This window comes from Streptomyces bullii, from assembly GCF_042657145.1.
Classification (GTDB): domain Bacteria; phylum Actinomycetota; class Actinomycetes; order Streptomycetales; family Streptomycetaceae; genus Streptomyces; species Streptomyces bullii.
This window is the reverse complement of record NZ_JBHSNY010000003.1, coordinates 568,004-590,308: the sequence shown is the minus strand read 5'-3', so window position 1 is coordinate 590,308 and position 22,305 is coordinate 568,004. Positions and strand designations below refer to the sequence as shown.

At 72.7% G+C, this 22,305-nt stretch carries 22 protein-coding genes and 1 pseudogene; 7 read left to right on the top strand and 16 right to left on the bottom strand.

Going from position 1 to position 22,305, the window contains the following annotated elements; all coding sequences use genetic code 11:
• Positions 1-18 precede the first annotated feature (18 nt).
• Positions 19-792, top strand: a complete 774-nt coding sequence (locus ACFPZJ_RS10655; RefSeq protein WP_381019886.1) for a glycosyltransferase family 2 protein — start codon at positions 19-21, stop codon at positions 790-792.
• A 22-nt stretch (positions 793-814) separates the two neighbouring features.
• On the opposite strand, the gene ACFPZJ_RS10650 is transcribed toward ACFPZJ_RS10655, so the two are convergent.
• The 4 genes from ACFPZJ_RS10650 to ACFPZJ_RS10635 all read right to left on the bottom strand — a co-directional run bounded on the left by ACFPZJ_RS10650 (position 815) and on the right by ACFPZJ_RS10635 (position 3,397).
• On the bottom strand, positions 815-1,003 hold the full coding sequence (locus tag ACFPZJ_RS10650; RefSeq protein ID WP_381019884.1) for a ferredoxin: 189 nt from the start codon (positions 1,001-1,003) through the stop codon (positions 815-817).
• Positions 1,004-1,083: 80 nt separating this feature from the next.
• Complete coding sequence (locus tag ACFPZJ_RS10645) at positions 1,084-1,566, bottom strand: hypothetical protein (protein WP_381019882.1); 483 nt, start codon at positions 1,564-1,566, stop codon at positions 1,084-1,086.
• Positions 1,567-1,682: 116 nt separating this feature from the next.
• The gene (locus ACFPZJ_RS10640) at positions 1,683-2,384 is read right to left on the bottom strand and encodes a TIGR03943 family putative permease subunit (RefSeq protein ID WP_381019880.1); all 702 of its coding nucleotides are present in this window, start codon (positions 2,382-2,384) and stop codon (positions 1,683-1,685) included.
• Positions 2,381-3,397 (bottom strand): permease, encoded by a 1,017-nt coding sequence (locus tag ACFPZJ_RS10635; protein ID WP_381019878.1) that lies wholly within the window; start codon positions 3,395-3,397, stop codon positions 2,381-2,383. Before ACFPZJ_RS10635 ends, ACFPZJ_RS10640 begins: the two co-directional genes overlap by 4 nt.
• Before the next feature lie 204 nt (positions 3,398-3,601).
• Here ACFPZJ_RS10635 and ACFPZJ_RS10630 point away from each other — a divergent pair, with 204 nt between their 5' ends.
• Positions 3,602-5,500, top strand: a complete 1,899-nt coding sequence (locus tag ACFPZJ_RS10630; RefSeq protein ID WP_381020176.1) for an NAD-binding protein — start codon at positions 3,602-3,604, stop codon at positions 5,498-5,500.
• Between the two features lie 36 nt (positions 5,501-5,536).
• On the opposite strand, the gene ACFPZJ_RS10625 is transcribed toward ACFPZJ_RS10630, so the two are convergent.
• Positions 5,537-7,414, bottom strand: coding sequence for a S9 family peptidase (locus ACFPZJ_RS10625; protein WP_381019877.1), 1,878 nt, complete (start codon positions 7,412-7,414; stop codon positions 5,537-5,539).
• Between the two features lie 316 nt (positions 7,415-7,730).
• On the opposite strand from ACFPZJ_RS10625, the gene ACFPZJ_RS10620 reads away from it, so the two are divergent.
• Positions 7,731-8,525: an SURF1 family protein gene (locus ACFPZJ_RS10620; protein ID WP_461096083.1), complete on the top strand. Its 795-nt coding sequence runs from the start codon at positions 7,731-7,733 to the stop codon at positions 8,523-8,525.
• 23 nt (positions 8,526-8,548) lie between these two features.
• Here ACFPZJ_RS10620 and ACFPZJ_RS10615 read toward each other — a convergent pair whose 3' ends face one another.
• From ACFPZJ_RS10615 to ACFPZJ_RS10600, 4 genes are all read right to left on the bottom strand, one after another.
• On the bottom strand, positions 8,549-9,760 hold the full coding sequence (locus ACFPZJ_RS10615; protein WP_381019875.1) for a hypothetical protein: 1,212 nt from the start codon (positions 9,758-9,760) through the stop codon (positions 8,549-8,551).
• On the bottom strand, positions 9,757-10,332 hold the full coding sequence (locus ACFPZJ_RS10610; RefSeq protein ID WP_381020174.1) for a SigE family RNA polymerase sigma factor: 576 nt from the start codon (positions 10,330-10,332) through the stop codon (positions 9,757-9,759). Before ACFPZJ_RS10610 ends, ACFPZJ_RS10615 begins: the two co-directional genes overlap by 4 nt.
• 577 nt (positions 10,333-10,909) lie before the next feature.
• Positions 10,910-11,980 (bottom strand): aspartate-semialdehyde dehydrogenase, encoded by a 1,071-nt coding sequence (locus ACFPZJ_RS10605; protein ID WP_381019873.1) that lies wholly within the window; start codon positions 11,978-11,980, stop codon positions 10,910-10,912.
• On the bottom strand, positions 11,980-13,257 hold the full coding sequence (locus ACFPZJ_RS10600) for an aspartate kinase (protein ID WP_381019871.1): 1,278 nt from the start codon (positions 13,255-13,257) through the stop codon (positions 11,980-11,982). The genes ACFPZJ_RS10605 and ACFPZJ_RS10600 overlap by 1 nt, the downstream gene beginning before the upstream one ends.
• A 235-nt stretch (positions 13,258-13,492) precedes the next feature.
• Here ACFPZJ_RS10600 and ACFPZJ_RS10595 point away from each other — a divergent pair.
• Both ACFPZJ_RS10595 and ACFPZJ_RS10590 read left to right on the top strand, forming a co-directional pair.
• Positions 13,493-14,193: pseudogene (locus ACFPZJ_RS10595) on the top strand (response regulator transcription factor).
• Complete coding sequence (locus ACFPZJ_RS10590) at positions 14,190-15,584, top strand: HAMP domain-containing sensor histidine kinase (protein WP_381019869.1); 1,395 nt, start codon at positions 14,190-14,192, stop codon at positions 15,582-15,584. Before ACFPZJ_RS10595 ends, ACFPZJ_RS10590 begins: the two are co-directional and overlap by 4 nt.
• Positions 15,585-15,598: 14 nt before the next feature.
• On the opposite strand, the gene ACFPZJ_RS10585 is transcribed toward ACFPZJ_RS10590, so the two are convergent.
• The 3 genes from ACFPZJ_RS10585 to ACFPZJ_RS10575 form a co-directional block, all read right to left on the bottom strand.
• Positions 15,599-16,135, bottom strand: a complete 537-nt coding sequence (locus tag ACFPZJ_RS10585; RefSeq protein ID WP_381019868.1) for an SgcJ/EcaC family oxidoreductase — start codon at positions 16,133-16,135, stop codon at positions 15,599-15,601.
• A gap of 191 nt (positions 16,136-16,326) precedes the next feature.
• A complete protein-coding gene (locus tag ACFPZJ_RS10580) occupies positions 16,327-16,509 on the bottom strand; it encodes a DUF397 domain-containing protein (protein ID WP_381019866.1) in 183 nt (60 codons plus the stop codon).
• The gene (locus ACFPZJ_RS10575; protein WP_381020172.1) at positions 16,506-17,282 is read right to left on the bottom strand and encodes a helix-turn-helix domain-containing protein; all 777 of its coding nucleotides are present in this window, start codon (positions 17,280-17,282) and stop codon (positions 16,506-16,508) included. The genes ACFPZJ_RS10580 and ACFPZJ_RS10575 overlap by 4 nt, the downstream gene beginning before the upstream one ends.
• 123 nt (positions 17,283-17,405) lie before the next feature.
• Between ACFPZJ_RS10575 and ACFPZJ_RS10570 the strand changes: the two genes are divergently transcribed.
• Entirely contained in the window at positions 17,406-17,801 is a 396-nt protein-coding gene (locus tag ACFPZJ_RS10570; protein WP_381019864.1) for a hypothetical protein, read from the top strand.
• 5 nt (positions 17,802-17,806) lie between these two features.
• Here the strand turns inward: ACFPZJ_RS10570 and ACFPZJ_RS10565 are convergent, their stop codons facing one another.
• The 3 genes from ACFPZJ_RS10565 to ACFPZJ_RS10555 are packed head-to-tail and all read right to left on the bottom strand — an operon-like array spanning position 17,807 to position 19,459.
• Positions 17,807-18,466 (bottom strand): DUF5063 domain-containing protein, encoded by a 660-nt coding sequence (locus tag ACFPZJ_RS10565; RefSeq protein WP_381019862.1) that lies wholly within the window; start codon positions 18,464-18,466, stop codon positions 17,807-17,809.
• Entirely contained in the window at positions 18,459-19,058 is a 600-nt protein-coding gene (gene recR / locus ACFPZJ_RS10560) for a recombination mediator RecR (RefSeq protein ID WP_003991835.1), read from the bottom strand. The genes ACFPZJ_RS10565 and recR overlap by 8 nt, the downstream gene beginning before the upstream one ends.
• A gap of 59 nt (positions 19,059-19,117) precedes the next feature.
• Positions 19,118-19,459 (bottom strand): YbaB/EbfC family nucleoid-associated protein, encoded by a 342-nt coding sequence (locus tag ACFPZJ_RS10555; RefSeq protein WP_381019861.1) that lies wholly within the window; start codon positions 19,457-19,459, stop codon positions 19,118-19,120.
• 303 nt (positions 19,460-19,762) lie between these two features.
• On the opposite strand from ACFPZJ_RS10555, the gene ACFPZJ_RS10550 reads away from it, so the two are divergent.
• Positions 19,763-20,512, top strand: coding sequence for an SLATT domain-containing protein (locus ACFPZJ_RS10550; protein ID WP_381019859.1), 750 nt, complete (start codon positions 19,763-19,765; stop codon positions 20,510-20,512).
• A gap of 231 nt (positions 20,513-20,743) precedes the next feature.
• On the opposite strand, the gene ACFPZJ_RS10545 is transcribed toward ACFPZJ_RS10550, so the two are convergent.
• Entirely contained in the window at positions 20,744-22,285 is a 1,542-nt protein-coding gene (locus ACFPZJ_RS10545) for a PstS family phosphate ABC transporter substrate-binding protein (RefSeq protein WP_381019858.1), read from the bottom strand.
• Positions 22,286-22,305: the final 20 nt, after the last annotated feature.

Here is a 22,305-nt window from a genome sequence, read left to right as displayed (position 1 = left end):
CCGACCCCTGGAGAGGTGGTGAGTGCCGCCGTGAGCCGGCGCATCACCGTCGTCACCGCCGTCCACGCCCCGTCGGCCGGGTTCCTGCCCGAGGCGTACAAGTCGCTGCGGGCGCAGGAACTGCCCGCGGGCTGGGAGTGGCGGTGGCTGATCCAGGAGGACGGCCGGACCGACGAGGTCCGCCCCCACGTCCCCGACGACGAGCGGGTGACCTTCCGTCAGGGGCGCCCCGGGGGCCCGGGCACCGCCCGCACGATCGCCTTGGCGCACGCCGACGGCGCCTACGTGAAGGTCCTGGACGCCGACGACCAGCTCACCCCGGGGGCCCTCGCCCGCGACCTGGCGGCCCTCGAAGCCGACCCCTCCGTCGGCTGGGCGACCTCCCGGGTCCTGGACCTGCTGCCCGACGGTTCGACGGCCGGTTTCCCCGGCGACCCGGACGACGGCCCGATCGAGCCCGGCGCGGTCCTCGACTTCTGGGCGGCGAACGGCCACCGCGCCCAGGTCCATCCGGCGACGCTCTTCGTCCGCCGCGATCTGCTGTTGGCGCTCGGCGGCTGGATGGCCCTGCCCGCGTCCGAGGACACCGGCCTGCTGCTGGCGCTGAACTCCGTGAGCCGTGGCTGGTTCTCGGCGGAGGTGGGGCTCCTGTACCGGAAGTGGGAGGGGCAGGCGACGGGGCAGCCCTCGCACGTCGATCCGGCGGAGCGTGCGGCCCGGATGGCCGTCGTCGAGGCGCGCGCGAGGGCTCTGGCGGGCCTGCGGTGGCACGGTCCGGCCGCCGGCGCGTAGCGCCTGTCCCCCGGCCCGGCCGCTACTCGCCGAGGGCGATCGCCTGGGCCGGGCACTTCTCGGCCGCCTCCACCACCCGCGGGTCGTCCCCGGCGTCCTCGTGTCCGGGCAGGACCGCCCCGAACCCGTCCACCACGGTGAAGACGGAGGGAACCCGGAACGCGCAGTCGCCGGAGCCGTAGCACGCCTCGCGGTCCACGGAGATCTTCATGTGCACTCCCGTCGCGGAGAGAACCTCACGACGTCACTGCCCTGACGGCCCGCCGCCCAACCGGCCCGGGCCGACGGGTTCTAGCGGCCACCGCCGGCCAGGGCGAGCCAGTGCGCCACCCTGCGCACGGTGGTCTCGTCGAGCCGGTCGACGAGGGTCTGGACGGCCGCCACGTCCTCGGGCGCGAGGTCGTAGCGGCCCGCCTTGCTCAGCCCCGCCATGAGCACCTGGTGCCGGCGGTCGTGCATGCGCTCCGCGAGCCTGCTCGGCTCGGCGGCGCGACGGGACGGCGGCGGCTCGGGGGCGGTCGGTTCCGGCGCGGGAGGCGGCGCGGCGTCGGTGTCGAACCGCTGCCACGCGCCGTCCTTCGGGCCCCACAGGGCCACCGTCAGTTCGTCCCCGCGGGCCCGCACGGTCTGGGCCATCTCGCCGAGCGCGTACAGCACGGGAGCGCGGTGCGGCGACTCGGCGGCCACGTGCCAGGCGGCCGACGACGACCGGTAGGACAGCGCGACCCAGCGCGGTTCCCCGGGCGGCTGCGGACTCCGCGGTCGTGTCTGCACTGCACTCACCCCTCCGGACGACGGCACGACGGCCCATGACTGACGGCCCATGACTGACGGCGACCATAACTGACGGACCATCAGATCTCCAGAGGCCGGGACGCCGGCGTCGCGCGTCAGCTGTTCCAGGTCTCGTACGGGTCGCGCGGCGCCGGGACCGGTCTGGCCCCGGTGACGTGGAGGTAGGGGATCGGGCCGTCGTTCACCGGGTCCTTCATCCGCCGGGAGGTGTAGCTGCCGGTGACCTCCAGCCAGGTGTCCGGCTGCAGGACCGGCGGGACCCGGCCGGTCAGGGCGATCTTGACCGGCTGGGCGTCGGCGGCACAGCAGTTGAGGCCCATGCGGACCAGATACGGCTCGCCCGCCCGGTCCAGGGCGACGAAGCCGGTGACCCTGACCGTGCGGCCGCGCAGGGAGCGGCCCCGGTCGTAGACGGCGCGGCCCGCGTAGTCGGCCACCCCGAGGCGGAGCGTGCCGGTGGCGGGCAGGTCGGGGAAGCCGAAGGGCTTCTGCAGGGCCGTGCCCGCGTGGTTGGCGCTGTAGGAGCCGAGCGCGGGCGGGGCGACCAGGATGAGCGCGAAGAGGGGGAGGGTGAGGAGCCAGGAGATCCGCGGCTCGTGGTGGTGGCCGTCCCCGGGCGCGCGGCGGCGTTCGTACCACACCGTGGCCAGCGCCGTCGCGATCAGCACCGCGCCCGACAGCAGGAGCAGCGGGCGCAGGCCCGCCTTGACGTACCGCAGGTACAGGTCGGTCAGGCCCGCGTGCAGCACGGTCGCGCCGAGCAGGAACAGCAGCGCCGCCTGCGCCTGCCGGTTCACAGCAGCACCGCCCCGGTCAGCGCCGACACCACGACGGCCAGCGCGAAGGTCGCCGGGGCGAAGCGCACCGCGAAGGCCCGGCCGAAGGTGCCCGCCTGCATCGCGAACAGCTTCAGGTCGATCATGGGCCCGACGACCAGGAAGGTCAGACGGGCCGTCAGGGAGAACTGGGTCAGCGACGCCGCGACGAACGCGTCCGCCTCCGAGCAGATCGACAGCAGCACGGCCAGCACGGCCAGGGCCAGCACCGACACCACCGGGTCATCGGCCGCCGCGCGCAGCCAACCGGCCGGCACCACCGCCTTGAGCGTCGCCGCGGCCATCGCGCCGACCACCAGGAACCCGCCCGCGTGCGTCACGTCGTGCCGGACCGAGCCCCAGAAGGCCGCTCCCCTGCCCTGCCCGTCGTACGACGCCCGGGTCGGCGGCCGCAGCCAGTCGGTGCGGCCCAGGCGGTGCCACAGCCAGCCCATCGCGCACGCCACCAGCAGACTCGCGACGAACCGGGCGAGCACCATCTCCGGGTCGCGGGGGAACGCGACGGCCGTCGCCGTCAGCACGACCGGGTTGATCGCGGGCGCGGACAGCAGGAACGCCAGCGCCGCCGCCGGGGTCACGCCCCGGCGCACCAGCGCCCCGGCCACCGGCACGGACGCGCACTCGCAGCCCGGCAGCACCGCGCCCGCCGCCCCCGCCACCGGAACCGCCAGCACCGGCCGCTTCGGCAACGCGCGGGCGAAGAAGGACGGCGGCACGAACACCGCGATCGCCGCCGACAGCAGCACCCCGAGCACCAGGAACGGCAGGGCCTGCACCATCACCGCGACGAACACCGTCATCCAGCTCTGCATCACCGGCGCGGACAGCGCCCGGCGCACCGGGTCCTGGAGCATCACCGCCGTGAGCAGCAGCAGGGTCAGCAGGAGCGGCGAGTCGAGGCGCCGCCCCTCGTCCGCCCGCCGGGGATCCGCGCGCTCGCCGGTGCCCTGGGGGGCTTGCTTCGTCATGGCCACGAGCGGGGTACCTCCGGTGGTGCGGTCCGGGATGCGCGGGACTCCCTCCCCTTCCCTACGGCAGGAGGGCCGCGGCCGTTCAATGCCGCGTCACTGTTCGGGTCTGTTCGTATCCCTTCTGGAACCACCGGTCCTGGTGGGGCAGTCTCCTTCCTCGTGGGGAGCGTTCCGAATCAGGGTCTGCCGGGTGATCCGTCGGCGCACATGGTGGTGTGCGGCGACGACGGACTCGCGCACCGGCTCGCGGCCGAACTGCGCGGGGTGTACGGCGAACAGGTCGTGCTCGTCGTGCCCTCGTCCGGCCGTGACGTACGGCAGCCGGTGGTGGGGCGGGCCCGGGCCGCGTCGGCGGCGCTGCTCGACCGGGTGCGGGGCGTGGGCGCGGCCGTCAACCGGGCCAACGGCACCGGGGGTGAGCCGGCCGGCGCCACGCAGCGGGTGCTGGAGGCCGCCGAGCTCACCGAGGCCGTGCTGGCCGAGGCGGGCGTGGAGCGGGCGGCCGCGCTGGCGCTCGTGTACGACGACGACGAGACCAACATCCGCGCCGCGCTCACCGCCCGACGCCTCAACCCCCGGTTGCGGCTCGTCCTGCGCCTGTACAACCGGCGGTTGGGGCAGCACATCGAGGAACTCCTCGACCAGGCCGCCGCGTTGGCCTCCGGCGGCGCACCGGCCGCGGGCTTCGACGCCTCGACGACCGTCCTGTCCGACGCCGACACGGCCGCGCCCGCGCTGGCCGCCACCGCCCTCGCCGGCACCAGCAAGGTCGTCCAGACGGACGGGCTGCTGCTGCGCGCGGTGGAGCGGCAGCCGCCCCGTGCCGGGGAGGTGGCCGACCCGGGGCTGTGCACGCTGGCGCTGCTCTCCGCGACCAGCAACGACCCGGCCGGCGCGGACGGTTCGGAGAGCAGCGGTGAGCAGGGGCCGCAGCTGCTGCCCGACGCGGCGGCGGTGGCGGCGGCGACCGGGCGCGGCACCGTCGTCCTGGAGCAGGTGTCGTACTCGGGCCCCTCGCTGCCGGCCGGACGCGGCGGCGTACCGCCCATCGCCTCCCTCTTCTCCCGGCGGCTGCGCTGGTCGCTGGCCGGTCTGGTGGGCTGTGTGGTCGCCCTCGCCGTCGCGCTGACGGTGGTGACCGGGGAGCACTTCCTGTACGCCACGTACGTCACCCTCCTCGACCTGTTCGCCATCAACGAGCCCGCGCTGCACCAGTCCACCGCGCGCCAGGTACTCCAACTCCTGTCCGGGCTTCTCGGGTTACTGCTGCTGGCGGCGGTGCTGGAGGCGCTGGGCACCTTCCGGACCGCGTCCGCGCTGCGCAAGCCGCCGCGCGGCCTCGGCGGGCACGTCGTCCTGCTCGGGCTCGGCAAGATCGGCACGCGGGTGCTGACCCGGCTGCGGGAACTGCACATCCCCGTCGTGTGCGTCGAGGCCGACCCCGAGGCGCGCGGACTCGCCACGGCGCGGCGGCTGCGGGTGCCGGTGGTGCTCGGGGACGTCACGCAGGAAGGCGTCCTGGAATCCGCCAAGATCCACCGGGCGCACGCCCTGCTCGCCCTGACCAGCGCGGACACCACGAACCTGGAGGCCGTGCTGTACGCCCGGTCCCTGCGCCCCGACCTGCGGGTCGTCCTGCGCCTGTACGACGACGACTTCGCGACGGCCGTGTACCGCACCCTGCGGGCCGCCCATCCTCGTGCGCTCACCCGGAGCCGCAGTGTGTCCCATCTGGCGGCTCCGGCGTTCGCCGGGGCGATGATGGGGCGGCAGATCCTCGGGGCGATCCCGGTCGAGCGGCGGGTGCTGCTGTTCGCGGCCGTGGAGGTGGGAGGCCTTCCGCAGCTGGAGGGCAGGACGGTCGGGGAGGCGTTCCGGGCCGGGGCGTGGCGGGTGCTGGCGCTGGACACCGCCGCTCCCGGTGAACGACGGCAGGACCTGGCGTCGGACGTGCCGGGGGAGGACGGCGGGGCGTCGTCCGGACTGGTGTGGGACCTGCCCGAGACGTATGTCCTGCGCAGCGGTGACCGGGTGGTGCTGGCGGCCACGCGCAGGGGGCTGGCGGAGCTGCTGGGCAGGCGGCGGCGGGAGCGGGCCGGGGCGTGAACCGGTGGGTCCCCCGCTCCCCCGCCGCCGGCGCCCTCACCCGGTGCCCTTGAGGTGCCTCTCCGCGAAGTCCAGCTCCAGTCTCACCTGCTTGATCCGCTCGTCCACCACCAGCGAGCCGTGCCCCGCGTCATAGCGGTACACCTCGTGGACCGCGCCCCTCGCCTCCAGGCGCTTGACGTAGTTCTCGATCTGGCGGATCGGGCAGCGCGGGTCGTTGACGCCGGCCGAGATGTAGACCGGGGCCTTGACCTGGTCGACGTAGGTGATCGGGGACGACGCCTCGAAGCGCTCCGGCACCTCCTCCGGCGTGCCGCCGAGCAGCGTGCGGTCCATCGCCTTCAGCGCCTCCATCTCGTCGTGGTACGCCGTGACGTAGTCGGCGACCGGCACCGCCGCGATGCCCAGGGTCCACGCGTCCGGCTGGACGCCCAGGCCGAGCAGCGTGAGGTAGCCGCCCCAGGAGCCGCCGGTGAGGATCAGGCGGTCGGGGTCCGCCAGACCCGAGGCGATGGCCCACTCCCTGACCGCCGCGATGTCCTCCAGCTCGATGAGGCCGACGCGGTGCTTGAGGGCGTCGGTCCAGGCGCGGCCGTAGCCCGTCGAGCCGCGGTAGTTGACCCGTACGACCGCGTAGCCGTGGTCCACCCAGGCCGCCGGGCCCGCCGCGAAGGAGTCGCTGTCGTGCCAGGTGGGGCCGCCGTGGATGTCGAAGACCGTCGGCAGCGGGCCGGCCGCGCCCTCCGGCTTCTGCACGAGCGCGTGGATCCGGCCGCCGGGGCCCTCCACCCACACGTCCCGCACCGGCACCGAACCGGGCGACTTCATCCCGGGCGGGTCCAGGACGACGCCGCCCGCCGTGGAGCGGACCGCGGACGGCTCGGCGGCCGACGACCACAGGTACTCCACGCTGCCGTCGGGCCGGGCCGTCGCCCCGGACACCGTTCCCGGCGGGGTCGGGATCCTCACCAGCTCACGGCTGGCGAGGTCGTAGCGGAACAGCTCGCTGCGCGCCTCGAAGCTGTGCGCGATCAGCAGGCCCGAGCCGTCCGGGTACCACTCGGCGCTCACGTCGCCGGGCAGCTCCAGGTCCAGGTCGGTCTCCTCCCCGGACGCCACGTCCCACACCAGCGGCTCCCACCGGCCGCGGCGCTGGTGCCCGATCAGCAGACGCGTGTCACCGCCGACGGGGGCGAAGCCCAGCACCTCCAGGCCCAGCTCCCGCCTGCCGCCCTTGGTGTCGTCGAGCTCGGCGACCGGCGTGCCGTCGGGGCGCAGCACGCGCAGCGCGGAGTGCATGGCGTCGCCGTGCTCGGTGTGCTCGACGGCGATCAGCGAGCCGTCGTGGGACAGGTCGCCGACGCCCGCCGACTCGCGGTGGCGGTAGATCTCCACCGGCGCCTCGCCGGTGCGCACGAGGTGGATCGTCGTGCCGTCCTCGTCCGTGGAGCGGCCCACCACCGCCGTGCGGCCGTCCCGGCCGAGGGCGAGGCCCGCCGGGTACGACGGGTCCAGGCCGGGAGCCGCGAGCTCGTCCTCGCCGCCCGTGAACGGCTGGCGGCGCCACACCCCGAACTCGTCGCCGTCCTTGTCGTCGAACCACCAGATCCAGTGGCCGTCGGGCGACAGCACGCCGTCCGTGGTGCCGTTCGGCCGGTTCGTCACCTGGCGCTGCTCGCCCGTCGACCGGTCCCAGGCGTACAGCTCGTACGTCCCGGTCGCGTTCGACACGAACAGCGAGCGGTCGGGGGCGTCCTCCGCCCAGTCCGGCAGGGAGACTCTCGGCGCCCGAAAGCGCTTTTCCCAGTCCGGCATCGCCCCGCTGTGATCGGTGTGTCCCACAAGCCCGCCTTGCTCGTTCCGGTCCGGCCGGTCCCGCTGATCCCGTGCGTCGGACCCGTTGCGCTCAGTCATGGCCCCATACTGCCTGGCCCGCCCGGCAATGCGCTGGCGAGCTCCCCAGCCTGTGGACAACCTCCACCGCTCCCACCCCTCCGCCGCCGAGGCCATGGCGATCACGTACGCCCGCCCGCCGGCCCACCGGCGTGAGGCCGCCCCGCGCCCACCCGCACCCGCGTGTGCCCGTGCCCACCGCAAGCGCCTGCTACGGCCCCGGCGGCCGCTCCCCGCCGCGCCCCGTGCCGCCCCGGCGCTTCCGGGCCCCGGCCGGCCCCAGCCGGTACGCACCCCACGGCACGGCTCTTCGCGAGACCCCCGTACCGTGGAGGGCGTGTACCGGTTTCTGCTGACGCCCCGATGGTGGGGGATCAACGTCTTCGTGCTGCTCGCCATCCCGTTCTGCGTCTTCATGGGGTCGTGGCAGCTGGGCCGGTTCGAGGACCGGGTGCAGGAGGACCGCACCGCGAGCGAGCAGGCCGCGTCGGCCAGGCACGAGGCGCCCCGCCCGCTGGCGGAGCTGCTGCCCGTGAACAAGGCGACCTCCGGCGAGCAGGTCACCGCGACCGGCCGGTACGGCAGGCAGCTGCTCGTGCCGGACCGGGAACTGGACGGCAGGCAGGGCTACTACGTCCTGACGCTGCTGCGCACCGGCTCCGGCAAGGCGCTGCCCGTCGTCCGGGGCTGGCTGCCCGGCGCGCCCGACCCGGCGAGGACGCCCGCGCCGCCGACCGGGCAGGTCACGGTCACCGGCGCCCTCCAGGCGTCCGAGACGCCGGGGGACAACGGCGTCAGCGCGCGCGGCGGGCTGCCGTCCGGGCAGACCGCGGCGATCAGCGCCGCCTCGCTGGTGAACCTCGTGCCCTACGACGTGTACGACGCGTGGGTCACCCTCAACGAGGGCGACTCGGGCATGAAGGCGGTGCCGGCGACCGCGCCGCAGAACACCGGGCTGGACCTGAAGGCGTTCCAGAACCTGGGGTACACCGCCGAGTGGTTCGCCTTCGTCGGGTTCGTGGTCTTCATGTGGTTCCGGTTGCTGCGCCGCGAGATCGAGTTCGCGCGGGACGCGGAGCTGGGGCTGGCCGCGGCCGAGGAGCGGCAGCAGCCCAGCCCGTCCGGCGTCTGAGCCCCCGATCCGGGCGCCGGGCGTCAGGAACCGGCCAGCAGGCCCGTCCAGTACACCGTCCCGGCGCACGCGTTGGTCACCGTGACGGCCGCCGAGCCCGAGCCCGTCGCCGGGGTGTACGTCACCGCGACGCTCCCCTCGGCCGTGCCGTCCTCGCGGACCAGCTGGGGGGACGTGCCCGTGTCACCCGTGGTGCCGGTCCCGCCGGTCGTGGTGGTCTGGTTCTCGCTGGGCGTCGGGGCGGGCGAGGGGTCGGGGCCGCCCGTGCCGCCGTCCGTGCTGCCGCCCGGGGTGCCGCCGGTGGTGGGGCAGGTCTCGGAGGGCACCCAGGCGAACTTCACCTCGTACGCCGCGCCCGGCGCCAGCACCAGCTGCGCGGACTCCAGCGACGGGTCGGGCAGCTGGGCGGCCGCGTCCCCGGCCACGTGCCGGGCCGAGCCGACCTTGGCGGGGTCGGCCGCGCCCTGCGGGAACGCGCTCACCCCGCCGGGGCTGCTGACGGTGCAGTCGGCGCCCGAGACGTTGGTGACCCGGAAGGAGCCGTAGACCGCGCCCGTGGAGTCGGGGGCGGCGCTGCTGCCGGCGGCGGGGCCGAGCTGGGCGGCCGTGCAGGCGGGCACGCCGGCCGTGGTGCCGGCGGAGGGGCTGGTGCCCTGGGACCCGCCGGCACCGGACCCGCTGCCCTTGCCCGCGCCGTCCTCCTTCTTCTCGCCCTCGTCCTTGCCCTCGGGCCTGCCGGCGGTGCCGCCGGAGGTGGTCTGCCCGCCGTCCGTGGCCTTGCCCTCGCCCGTGCCGCCCTGGGCCTGCGAGGCGTGCCCGGCGACGGAGGGGTTGGCGTCGGAGCCGGTGGCGTTGGAGACGTGCACGAGGGCCGGGACGGCGGTGCAGACGAACAGGGCGGCGGCGGCCATGCCGACGGCGGCCTGCCGCTTGCGGGCCCGCCGGGCGGGCACCGCCCGGCGCAGGTACTCCAGCGTCCCGTCGCGCGGCTCCACCTCCTGCACCACCTGGTGCAGCATGCTGCGCAGATCCAGCTCGTCCGAGTCGAACCCCTCGGGGCCCTGGTATTCGGGGCCGTGGTTCACAGTTCCGTTCCCAGCGTGCGATTGCTTCGGCTTCTGTCCGTCCGCCCTCGGCGGCTCCGGCCCCCGCCCGGGCAGCTCCGTCGGCTCGTGCCACTCGAAGGGCTCGTGGCGGTCGCGTCCGTCGCGCCGCGCCTCGTTGCCGTCGCTCATGCCGGCGCCCCCATGGCCAGCCGGAGCGCCGCGATGCCGCGCGAGCCGTACGCCTTGACCGAGCCGAGCGAGATGCCGAGCGTCTCGGCGACCTGCGCCTCGGTCATGTCCGCGAAGTAGCGCAGCACCAGCACCTCGCGCTGGCGGCGCTGCAGGCCCTTCATCGCCTTGATGAGGGAGTCGCGCTCCAGCTGGTCGTAGGCGCCTTCCTCGGCGCTGGCCATGTCGGGCATGGGCTTCGACAGCAGCTTCAGGCCGAGGATGCGGCGGCGCAGCGCCGAACGCGAGAGGTTGACGACCGTCTGGCGCAGGTACGCCAGGGTCTTCTCGGGGTCGCGGACGCGTTTGCGTGCCGAGTGGACGCGGATGAAGGCCTCCTGGACGACGTCCTCGCAGGAGGCCGTGTCGTCGAGGAGGAGGGCGGCGAGACCCAGCAGCGAGCGGTAGTGCGCGCGGTAGGTCTCGGTGAGGTGGTCGACGGTGGTGCCGGCCGCCACGGTGTCGTCGGCGCCGTCGCGCTGACTCGGTATGCGGGCCGGCCGCGCTGCGGGCATGGGCGCGATCACCGGCATGCCGCCGGGCGCACCGGGCATGCGGGGTCGAAGAGCCGCCGGGCGGGGCGGCCGTAGGGCCGTGCCGCGCGCTGATGGGGGTCCCCCCGCTCGAGCGAAGTCGAGAGTGGGGGAGAAGTCCAGAACCTCTGCCACGCCAGTTGGACACGCTCACCCCCGTCAGGGTTGTACGTGCCGGGCGTCACTTTCGCGTCGGCGGTCGCCGGCCGTCTGCTCGCGTCAGGCAGCACATCCGACAGCGCGTTAAATGCCCTCATGCGTCCCGCTCTTCCCCTATGTCCCATATGAACAGACGTCCCCACGCCCGGTTCCAGGCGTCCCCACGCCTGAACGACCGCGCCCCCCACGCCCACGAAGGGGTGACCGCAAAGACGCTCCCCGCCCTCCGCGCGGTTGCGGAGGGCGGGGAGGCACATCTCAGCCGCCGGTTGGCCCGGAACAAGTGGTCCGGACCGTCTTCCGGCTCACGTGTCTTACGCAGATCCTACAAACTGATCCCGTTCCGCCCAGGGGTTTTGCGGGTCCGCGGGAGCAAACTCACGTTCCCGGGGAGGTCGCAGGAGGTCCCACGCGGTCCTCAGGCCAGGTCCGCCGCCACCAGTTCGGCGATCTGCGCGGTGTTGAGCGCGGAGCCTTTGCGCAGGTTGTCCCCGCACACGAACAGTTCGAGCGCCGTGGGGTCGTCCAGCGCACGCCGCACCCGCCCGACCCAGGTCGGGTCGGTGCCGACCACGTCGGCGGGCGTGGGGAACTCCCCGGCCTCGGGGTTGTCGAAGAGCACGACACCGGGCGCGGTGGCGAGGATCTCACGCGCCTTGTCGACGGTGACCTCGCCCTCGAAGCGGGCGTGCACGGTCAGCGCGTGCGCGGTGACCACGGGCACCCGTACGCAGGTCACCGCCACGGGCAGCTCGGGCAGGCCGAGGATCTTGCGGGTCTCGCCCCGCACCTTCATCTCCTCCGAGGACCAGCCGTCCTCGCGCGGCGTCCCCGCCCACGGCACGACGTTCAGCACGACCGGCTCCGGGAACGGCCCGGTGCGGTCCCCGACGGCCCGCCGCACGTCACCGGGGCTGGTGCCCAGCTCCGTGCCGGCGACCAGGGACAGCTGCTGCCGCAGCGTGGTCACGCCCGCCCGCCCGGCACCGCTCGCCGCCAGGTACGCGGAGACGACCAGCTCGCGCAGCCCGAACTCGGCGTGCAGCGACCCCAGCGCCACGATCATGGACAGCGTCGTGCAGCTGGGGTTGGCGACGATGCCGCGCCGCCGCATCCGTACGGCGTGCGGGTTGACCTCGGGCACGACGAGCGGCACGTCCGGGTCCATCCGGAACGCGCCGGAGTTGTCGACCACCACCACGCCCTTGGCGGCGGCGACCGGCGCCCACCGCTCGGCGACCTCGTCGGGCACGTCGAACAGCGCGACGTCGATCCCGTCGAAGGCCTCCTCGGTGAGCGCGACCACCTCGACCTCCTCGCCGCGCACGGCCAGCCTGCGGCCGGCCGAGCGCGGCGAGGCGATCAGACGGATCTCGCCCCAGATGTCCGCCCGCTGGGACAGGATCTGGAGCATGACCGCGCCGACGGCCCCGGTCGCTCCCACGACCGCGAGCGCCGGCCTGCCGGTGCGCCCGGCATCCCCGGCCATCAGCGTCCGGTGCCTCCGTAGACGACGGCCTCGTCGCTGTCGGAGTCCAGCCCGAACGCGGTGTGGACGGCGCGGACGGCCTCGTTGACGTCGTCGGCGCGGGTGACCACCGAGATGCGGATCTCGGAGGTCGAGATCAGCTCGATGTTCACGCCGGCGTCGGACAGCGCGGTGAAGAAGTCGGCCGTGACACCGGGGTTGGTCTTCATGCCGGCGCCGACGAGGGAGATCTTGCCGATCTGGTCGTCGTAGCGCAGCGACTCGAAGCCGATGCCCGCCTTGTTCTTCTCCAGCGCGTCGATGGCCTTGCGGCCCTCGGTCTTCGGCAGCGTGAAGGAGATGTCCGTCAGGCCCGTGGAGGCCGCGGACACGTTCTGCACGACCATGTCGATGTTGATCTCGGCGTCGGCGATCGTGCGGAAGATCGAGGCCGCCTCGCCCGGCTTGTCCGGCACGCCGACGACCGTGATCTTGGCCTCGGAGGTGTCGTGCGCGACACCGGAGATGATGGCCTGCTCCACCTGGCTGTCCCCTTGCTGAATCGGCTCGCTGCTGACCCACGTCCCCTGCAGTCCGCTGAAGGAGGAGCGGACGTGGATCGGGATGTTGTACCGGCGGGCGTACTCCACACAGCGGTGGAGCAGCACCTTCGACCCGGACGCCGCCAGCTCCAGCATGTCCTCGAAGGAGATCCAGTCGATCTTCCGGGCCTTCTTCACCACACGCGGGTCGGCGGTGAACACACCGTCGACGTCGGTGTAGATCTCGCACACCTCGGCGTCGAGCGCCGCCGCGAGCGCGACCGCCGTGGTGTCGGAGCCGCCGCGCCCCAGGGTGGTGATGTCCTTGGTGTCCTGGCTCACGCCCTGGAAACCGGCGACGATGGCGATGTTGCCCTCGTCCACCGAGGTGCGGATCCGGCCCGGCGTGACGTCGATGATCCGGGCTTTGTTGTGGACCGAGTCGGTGATGACACCTGCCTGGCTGCCGGTGAAGGACTGGGCCGAGTGGCCCAGGTTTTTGATCGCCATCGCCAGCAGGGCCATGGAGATCCGCTCTCCGGCGGTCAGCAGCATGTCGAGCTCGCGCCCGGCAGGCATCGGGGAAACCTGCTCGGCGAGATCGATCAGCTCGTCCGTCGTGTCGCCCATCGCGGAGACCACGGCCACCACCTGGTGGCCGTTCTTCTTGGCTTCCACGATCCGCTTGGCGACGCGCTTGATGCCTTCGGCATCGGCTACGGAGGAGCCTCCGTACTTCTGCACGACAAGGCCCACGTGCGCTCCTCGCTCAGTCCGTCTCTTTCCGCCCGTACGTACATGTACTGCGGTCGGCTCAGTCTAACGAGCGTCCGAAAATCCCTTCTGCGGTATCGCATGGTGAGATTTCCGGGCCCGTCCTCCCGGGCTGCTCCTGCCCACGTGGTCGCGGCGCCACGCGAAAAGTGCCCCGCGTCACAACGGAAACCGAACAGAGGGACGTTCATTAGGTTTCACGCTCTATCGTGCGCGTGTGCGTGTACTTCTGGTGGAAGACGATGAGCCTGTCGCGGAGTCCCTGCGACGCGGCCTGAAGCGCTACGGCTTCGAGGTCGAGTGGGTGACGCGGGCCAGGCGGCGCTGAGCCACGAGGGCCCCTACGAGGTCGTCCTGCTGGACCTCGGCCTGCCCGACACCGACGGACTCGACGTCTGCAAGGCGCTGCGCGAGCGCGGTGACGTGCCGATCATCGTGATCAGCGCGCGCAGCGACGAGACGGACCGCGTGGTCGGCCTGGAGCTCGGCGCCGACGACTACGTCTCCAAGCCGTTCGGCGTCCGGGAGGTCATCGCACGGATACGGGCGGTGATGCGGCGGCTGCACCCCCGTACGCCCGCCGCCGACACCGCCGAGAACGGCCCCGACCGCTACGGCCCCCGCCTGACCCTCGACCGCAAGGCAGCGCGGGTGCGGCTGGACGGCGAGGAGGTGGCCCTCGCGCCCAAGGAGTACGACCTGCTGGCCTTCCTCACCGAGGAGCCGGGGGCGCTGATGTCCCGGGAGCAGATCATGGAGGCGGTCTGGGACGCGAACTGGTTCGGCCCGACGAAGACGCTGGACGTGCACGTGGCCGCGCTGCGGCGCAAGCTGAAGGGCGCGGTCACGATCGAGGCGGTGCGGGGCGTCGGTTTCCGGCTGGAGATCGTCACAGCCGGTGAGGGCGACGTGTCATGATCCGCCAGCTCGTCCGCAGCTACGTCCTGCTCGTCGCAGTCGCCATCGCCCTGTTCACCGTGCCGGTGGCGTTCACGCTCACCAAGCAGCTGCGGGACGACACCAGGTCGGCCGTCCTGCGGGAGGCCGACGCCATGGCGCTGCTGCTGGGCAACGGCCGCACGGCCTCCTGCGAGGCGCTGGAGGAGATGGCTGAGGCGTACGCCGACCAGATCGAGGTGACCCCCACCGGGAACTGCCGTACGACTCTGCGGCCACCCGAACCGGACGCGGCGCTGACGAAGGCGCTCCGGCAGGGCGAGGCCACGGTCGACTGGGGTTCCGACTTCATCTGGGGGGAGCACCTGGTCGTCACGGTCCCCGCCCACCGGCAGGCCGCGGACGACGGCAAGGGTGACGGCGAGCGCAGCACCGAGGGGGCGATCGTCGGTGCCGTGCGCGTGACGTACTCGACCGGCGACATGACCTCCCGTCTGTGGCAGATCTGGGGCTTCCGGGCCGTCCTCGCCGTGCTCGTCCTCGGCGTGGCCGCGCTGCTCGGTGCCGCGGTGGCCCGCCGGCTCACCCGACCGCTGCGCCAACTCAACGCCATGGCGAGCAAGTTCAGCGACGGCGACCTGACGGCTCGCTCCCCCGTGACCGGCCCGCCGGAGACGCAGACGCTGGCACGCACCCTCAACCAGGGCGCGGAACGCCTGGACACCCTGATCGCGGCGCAGCGCATCTTCGTCGCGGACGCCTCCCACCAGCTCAGGACTCCCTTGACGGCGTTGCGCCTGTCCCTGGACAACATCGCCGACGGGGTCGACGACGAGTTCGTCCGTGAGGACGTGGAGCAGGCGACCGCGGAGGTCGTGCGCATGAGCCGCCTGGTCAGCGGTCTGCTCGTGCTGGCCCGGGCCGAGGCGAAGGTGTCGGCCGCGGAGCCGCTCCCGCTGGTGGACATCGTGCGGGAGCGGCTGGCGGTGTGGAGGCCGGCCGCCGACGAGCGCGGAGTCACCATCGCGCTCAGGGGGAGTGCCGACGGCCGGCCGCTTGTGCTGGCCAGCCCCGGTCATCTGGACCAGGTGCTGGACAACGTGCTCTCCAACGCCCTGGAGGTCTCGCCGGACGGCGCGTCGATCACCGTCCGCGTGGAGCCCCGGGGCGACAAGGTGGACATCTCCGTGCTGGACGAGGGACCCGGCATGTCGGATGCCGAGAAGTCCCGCGCCTTCGACCGCTTCTGGCGCGGCCAGGGCCTGACCGGGAAGTCCGGTTCGGGCCTCGGCCTCGCCGTCGTCAAGCAGTTGGTGACCGACGACGGCGGGACCGTGGCCCTCGCGGACGCTCCCAGGGGCGGCCTGTGCGTGACGATCACCCTGCGGGCCGCGTCACGCGGCGGCAACTGAGCCGCCGGCCGGGATCATCCCTCCGGCATCTTCGAGGAGTGGTGGTTGACGATCAGCCACTTGCCGTTCCGCTTCTCGTACTCGTACGTGTAGCGGGCCTTGACGGTGTTCTTCACACCCGTGTCGTGGTCGGTGAGCGCGAACTCGTACACGCCGGTGTCGATGACGGAGTTCTCGTCGAGGACGTTGACGTGCGACTCGAGCTTCGTGCCGTACGGCTTGTTCGCCAGGAAGTGCTCGAAGTAGTCGACGATGCCGGCTCTGTCGGTCCGGACCTTGTTGGAGACGGTGGGCAACAGGACCGCGTCGCTCGCGTAGAGGTCGGCCACCTTCTGCGGGTCGCCGGTCTGCAGCGCCGCGTTCCAGTTGTCGAACAGTCCGAGGACCTGCGCCTCGGTGGCCGTCCTGGCGGAGCTCTTCGCCGGCTTGGCGGCGGGCTCGGCCCCGGCGACCCCGACACCGGCGGCGAAGGTGCCGGCGGCGACGGCGGCAGCGGCGGTCACGAGGGCCACGCGCTTGCCTATGGACGTCCTGGCGGTACGACGAGTCATTCGCTGTCTCCGTTACGAGTGAGGGGAGTTGCTTCCGGGGGAGGAAGTGACTCCAGACTCGCGGGAGAGCGGTTAGGGCCCGTCCAGCGGACGTACAGCCGGGAGGAAGGACTGGTGCAAACCACCGGCCGTGCACGCCTGGGCACGGTGCGTTCACCCACCGAAGACCGGGGGTGATTCGGCCCGGGGGCTCAAGCCCCGGGCTGGACCGCGGAGATGAACTCCTCCCAGGCGGCTGCGCCGACTTCGAGTTGCGGGCCTGCCGGGTTCTTGGAGTCGCGGATGCGGACGGTGGTGGAGAGGGCCACCTCGACGCAGGCGCCGCCCTCGGAGTCGCTGTAGCTCGACTTGCACCACGTCAACTGGTCGCTCATGCCTGATCCACCATCCGCTCGACGAAACGGGCCGACTCGTCAGGACTGAAAGCCTGCGCCCGGATCATGCTAAGCCGCTCAGTCGTGCGACTGACAGCGTCCGGGTCAGCCGAAAGCTCGCTGCCCAACTGGCCCTCGGCATACGCGAAACGCTCGTGGTCACGGGTCTCCAACAGCACCACAGGCCCCATGAGCGCTGCGGGAACGGCCCTGCCGAACGGGAGCACCTGAAGCGTGACGTTACTCAGCCCGGACACCTCGAGCAGGCGGTGCAGTTGCTCAGCATCCACCTGCGGACTGCGCAGCACAGCCTCGTAGACGACAAAGCTCAGAGCCACCGGTGGCTTCCGTCCGGTGAGGATCGACTGCCGTTCCATACGCGCCGCGACGCGGTCCGCCGCCGTCTCCTCGTCGAGGGGCGGGACGTGGTTGTCGATGAGTGCCTTCGCGTAGCCCTTCGTCTGCAACAGCCCAGGGACATGCGTGACCTCGTACCACCAGAGGCTGATCGCCTCCTTCTCCCGCTCCATGAACTCCTGCGCCCGCGCCGGGAACTTCTCCCTGCTCAGGTACTCCTTCGCCGCGCTCAGCAAGCCCTCCGCCCGGCACAACTCGTCGGCCACGTCGAGGACTCGGGGCGTCGGCATGCGCGCACCCTGCTCCATCGCCTTGATGGTGTCCGGCGAGTAGTTCGCGGCGGCGGCCAGTTGCTCACGGCTGACGTTCGCCTTGGTGCGCCAGCGTTTCATCTGGTTGCCGCTGAAGCGCCACATCACGGGCGACTGGGAGTTGCTGTTGTACTGACCCGGCACCGAGCCCACCTCCGACCGACACACACCGGCGTGTGTCCCCCTGGTCGCTACCGAGCGTAGCCCCGCGGGCGTCACCGTGTGACCATGACGAACGCGATTCACCGCCCCGACTGGGTTCCCGCCTCCGGGCACCGACTCCACGTGACCGGCGTGCACTTCGACGCCGTACGGATCGAGGGCCTACGGGGAGAGCTGGTCGCGGACTGGCTCGTCGAGGTGTCCGGCGAGGACGCGGGGCCGATCGTCTGCGAGGCGTCCGGGGTGCGGTGGGTGTACTTCCTGCTGGCGCCCGGGGAGGTGCGCGGACACGACTGGCCGCTCGGTGTGCAGCAGTTCGGCGGGAAGGGGCTGCACACCGTCACGTACGTCGGCGTCCCGGCGCTGGAGGGGAACACATGGCCGCTGCGCTGGTACAGCGCACCGACGCCGACCGCGCCGTACGTCGACGTGGAGGCGCTGCTCGCCGCCGTGACGCGGTGAGGCTGTCACTGGGCCGGTCGCAGCCCCAGCGGCCTCGCGATCTCCTGGGCCATGACCTTGCCCGCCTCGAATTCGAGGGTGTCGTCGCCCATGCCCTGGTCGGTGTCGAGGCCGTCGAGCTCTTCCAGGGGCTGGTTGAGCCTCACATGGGCCACCACGGACTGGAGTGCGCGCAGCGTCGCCGACGCCGTCGAGCCCCAGTTGGAGAAGTACGAGAACTGCCACCACCACAGGGCCTCCGTGGTGCGGCCGGCCCGGTAGTGGGCCATGCCGTGGCGGAGGTCGGTGATGACGTCGGCCAGGTCGTCGGAGATGCGGGCGGGGACGGGCGCCTTGCGGGGCTCGTACGGGTCGAAGACCTCGGAGTAGACGTCCACCGGTTCCAGCAGCCGCGCCAGGTTCTCGCGGAGGCCGTCGACGTCCGGCTCCGGGCCGGAATCCGGCTCGTAGCGCTCGTCGGGGACGATGTCCTCGTGCGCGCCCAGCCGGCCGCCGGCCAGGAGGAGTTGGGAGACCTCCAGGAGGAGGAAGGGGACCGCCGATTCCGGCTCGTCGCCCTTCGCGACCTCCGTGACGGCGACCAGGAAGCTCTCGATCTGGTCCGCGATCTGGACCGCGAAGTCGTCGGGGTTCTGGTGGGTCGCGTGCAGCGTGGCGTCAGACATCTAGGAGTCGTCTCCCCTCGAAGGCGCGGCCGAGGGTGACCTCGTCCGCGTATTCCAGGTCGCCACCCACCGGGAGGCCGCTGGCCAGGCGGGTGACCTTCAGGCCCATGGGCTTGATCATGCGGGCGAGGTACGTCGCCGTCGCCTCGCCCTCCAGATTCGGGTCCGTGGCCAGGATCAGCTCCGTGACCGTACCGTCGGCCAACCTGGCGAGAAGTTCCCGTATACGCAGGTCGTCGGGGCCGACTCCGTCGATGGGGCTGATGGCGCCGCCGAGGACGTGGTAGCGGCCCCGGAACTCCCGGGTGCGCTCGATCGCCACGACGTCCTTCGGTTCCTCGACGACACAGATGACCGCCGGGTCGCGGCGGGTGTCGCGGCAGATGTTGCACAGCTCCTCCTGCGCCACGTTGCCGCAGGTCGCGCAGAAGCGGACCTTCGCCTTGACCTCCATGAGGGCCTGCGCGAGCCGCCGTACGTCCGTCGGTTCCGCCTGAAGGATGTGGAAGGCGATCCGCTGGGCGCTCTTGGGACCGACGCCGGGCAGCCGCCCGAGCTCGTCGATCAGGTCCTGCACCACGCCTTCGTACAACGGACTGCCGTCCTTCCTGGGGTTCCTTCAGTACGTACGGTAGAGGCCCGCCGCCCCTCTTAGAAAGGCAGGCCCGGGAAGCCGCCGCCGCCCAGGCCCTGGGCGAGCGGGCCGAGCTTCTGCTGCTGGAGGTTCTGCGCGTTGTCGTTGGCCGCCTGCACGGCCGCCACGATCAGGTCGGCGAGGGTCTCGGTGTCCTCGGGGTCCACCGCCTTCGGGTCGATCTTCAGGGCCCGCAGCTCGCCGGCTCCGGTGACGGTGGCCTTCACCAGGCCGCCGCCCGCCTGTCCGTCGACCTCCGTCTGCGCCAGTTCCTCCTGCGCCCGCTGCAGGTCCTGCTGCATCTTCTGGGCCTGCTGGAGCAGCTGCTGCATGTTGGGCTGGCCACCACCGGGGATCACGATCAGCTCCTGTTTCGTACGGCTGTCCGGACGGGTTTTTTCCCGCCTGGCACGAGCCTACGTGGTCCGGGCAGCCCCCGCCCCGGCACTCTTTCGGGTGAGTTCCTCCGGCGCCCTATACCTGACCAAGACCTACTTCCGGGCGGAAAAGAGGCGAAACCTTCCCCTTAGCCACCCATTGGGCGGTAGGAAGGGTGGCGGCGCGTCAGCATCAGCATCACAGGGCCATCAGGCGTCACGCAGCGTGATCGTGCGTGGTCGGGCGTGAACTGTCGGAGTCGGTCGGGTCAGTAGGGAGTGCGGGTGGGTCAGCCGGAGATGCAGCCCGAGGGGCCGCCGCAGGACGGGCGGGGCGAGGGGGCGGCCGGGCTCCGGCCGGGCGACCTGACCGGGCGGGCGTTCCCGCTCGGGGACTGGGGCGAGCCGGCGGCCCGCCTGGACGAGCTGTACCGGTGGGTGGAGCGCGGGGCGCTGGACACGGCGGCCTGGTATCTCGCGGACCGCGTGTGGAAGCGGCGGGGGGCGCGGGCGCTGCGGGCCGGGGCCGCGGCGGGGGCCGTCGCCGGGGCCGCGCTGCCGCTGCTGGATCTGACGGGGGTGGTGGGCGGGGCCGCGCCCTGGGGGTACCTCGCGTTGGTGCTGGGCGTGGCGTGCGTGGCCGGGGACCGGTTCTTCGGGGTGACGTCCGGCTGGATAAGGGACGTGGCGACCGCGCAGGCGGTGCAGCGGCGCTTGCAGGCGCTGCAGTTCGACTGGGCGTCGGAGAGTGTGCGGGAGGTGCTCGGGCCGACGGAGGGGACCGCGGCGGAGGCCGCCGAGCGGTGTCTCGGCGTGCTGCGGCGGTTCTCGGAGGACGTGACCGAGCTGGTGCGGGTGGAGACGGCGGACTGGATGGTGGAGTTCCGGACGGGGGGCGCGCCGCTCGGCATTCAGTCGGCGGTGCCGTCGGGGGCGGGACGGCCGGAGGCGGCGAGCGCGAACGGGCGCTTCCCCGCCCCGCCGGGCGCCGCACGCCCGAACATGCCGAGGCAGCGGCCACCGGAGCCCAGGTGATCCGGAGCGCCGGCCGGGAGGCGGGGCGAAGCTCTGGGGTGGGGCGTGGCCGACGGGCGGGGGAACCAGGTGCGGGGGCGGCGGCTTCGGCCTGTGCGGCCAGCTCCGCCGCGCCGGCGCCCGCCGCCGTGACGGTCAGGACCGTTCGCCTGGTGGGGCTGGGGTCATGCGTCCTCCCGCGGCCGATGCGTGGGGACTGCTGCGTACGGACTGCTCATGGTCGTGTGCACATCAGGACGGGGCGGGGGCGCACCAGCCCCTGTCGTCCGGCGGGCACGGCAGGTGGCCGTGGTCCTGGATGACGCGCCGGCTGGTGCTCCGGTCGAGGTGGGCCAGGAAGGCGGCGGCGAGGGAGCCGGCCGGGGCGGGGCCGTAGGTGTAGGCGTACTCGACGCTCCGGTACGGATAGGTGCTGCCGATGGCGGTGGACGCCCGCTTGCCGTCGAGGGCGACCGGGCGCACGTCCCGGTGGGCTCCGGCGAGGGTGAGTTCGCTGTAGCCGATGGCGCCGCGCTGCTCGGCGACCTTCTTCAACACGGCCTGGGTGGAGCCGAGTTCGCAGCGGGTGACGCGTGCACCGGTGGCCGGGTCGCCGGGGGGTGCGCAGTCCAGTGAGGTGGTCGGGGCCAGCTCCCAGCCGCCCAGCACCCGGTTCTGGAAGATCTGCCGGGTGCCCGAGTAGGCGTCCCGGCTGACGAGGACGACGGGGTCCGGGGCGAGGCCGGGGTCGAGCTGGTCCCAGCGCTGGTACCTGCCCGCGTACAGGTCCCGCACCTGCCGGGTGGTCAGGCTGTTGCGCTCCAGTCCGACGGCGGGGTTGACGACGAGGGTGAAGGCCGACAGCGCGACCTTCTCCCCCGTCAGGCGCCGGCTGTCGCCCATGGGCCCGTCCGTGAAGGCGATCACGGGCGGGAACCTCCTCTTCGACGTGGCGCCCAGCGCGGCGAGTTCGGCGACTCCTGCCTCGCTGCCCCGCGCCTGCACCGTGATGGCGGCGCCCTCGCAGTCCTTCTCGTACTCCTTCGCGAGCGTCTCCAGCACGGGCGCGAAGGCGGTCGAGCCGGTCACCGTCAGCTCGCCGCGCTCGCAGCCGAGCGGCGGCCGGACGTCGTCGCGGGCGACGATGATGCCCGCGAGAGCCAGGACCGAGAGGGTGAGCAGGCCGGTGAGCAGCCGGGCCGGGAGGCTGAACACCGGTGGCTGGTCGTCGGGGGTGGCGCTGCGGTTGGGGTGCACCTCGCCGTCCCGCAGACCGCCGGTCAGCCGGATCTCGCGGCCCACGTCACCGCCGGACAGCAGCACCAGCAGCTTGAAGTGGTCGCCGCGGTTGAGCGGGACACGCGGGATGCGCAGCGTGTTGCCCTCGCAGCCGAAGCCCCGGGCCGGTGTGAAGTGGTCCATGAGGTGGTCGGCGTGCGAGGGCTGGGTGACGGAGACACCGCGGATGACACGGTCGGTGAACACCGCGGTCAAGCCGTGCAGTTCGGGTCCGGTGTAGTCGTCGTGGTCGATGCCCTGCGAGCCGTCGTTCTCGATGCGCAGCAGGACGAGGGTCGCGTCGGCCATCACCGGCGCCTCGTCGAAGAGGCCGAGCCGTACGTTGGCGCGGCCCGAGCGCACGTCGTCACCGATCGGGTTGTCCATCTGCACGCGGTAGCCGATCCGTTTGCGGCGCGGTACGCGGCGTTCGTACCAGACCATGACGCCCGAGGCGACGATGCCGAGGAGCGCCGTTCCCACGGCGACGAGGTTCTCCGCGCTCAGCCACTCCACTGTGGTGCCCCCGCGACTGC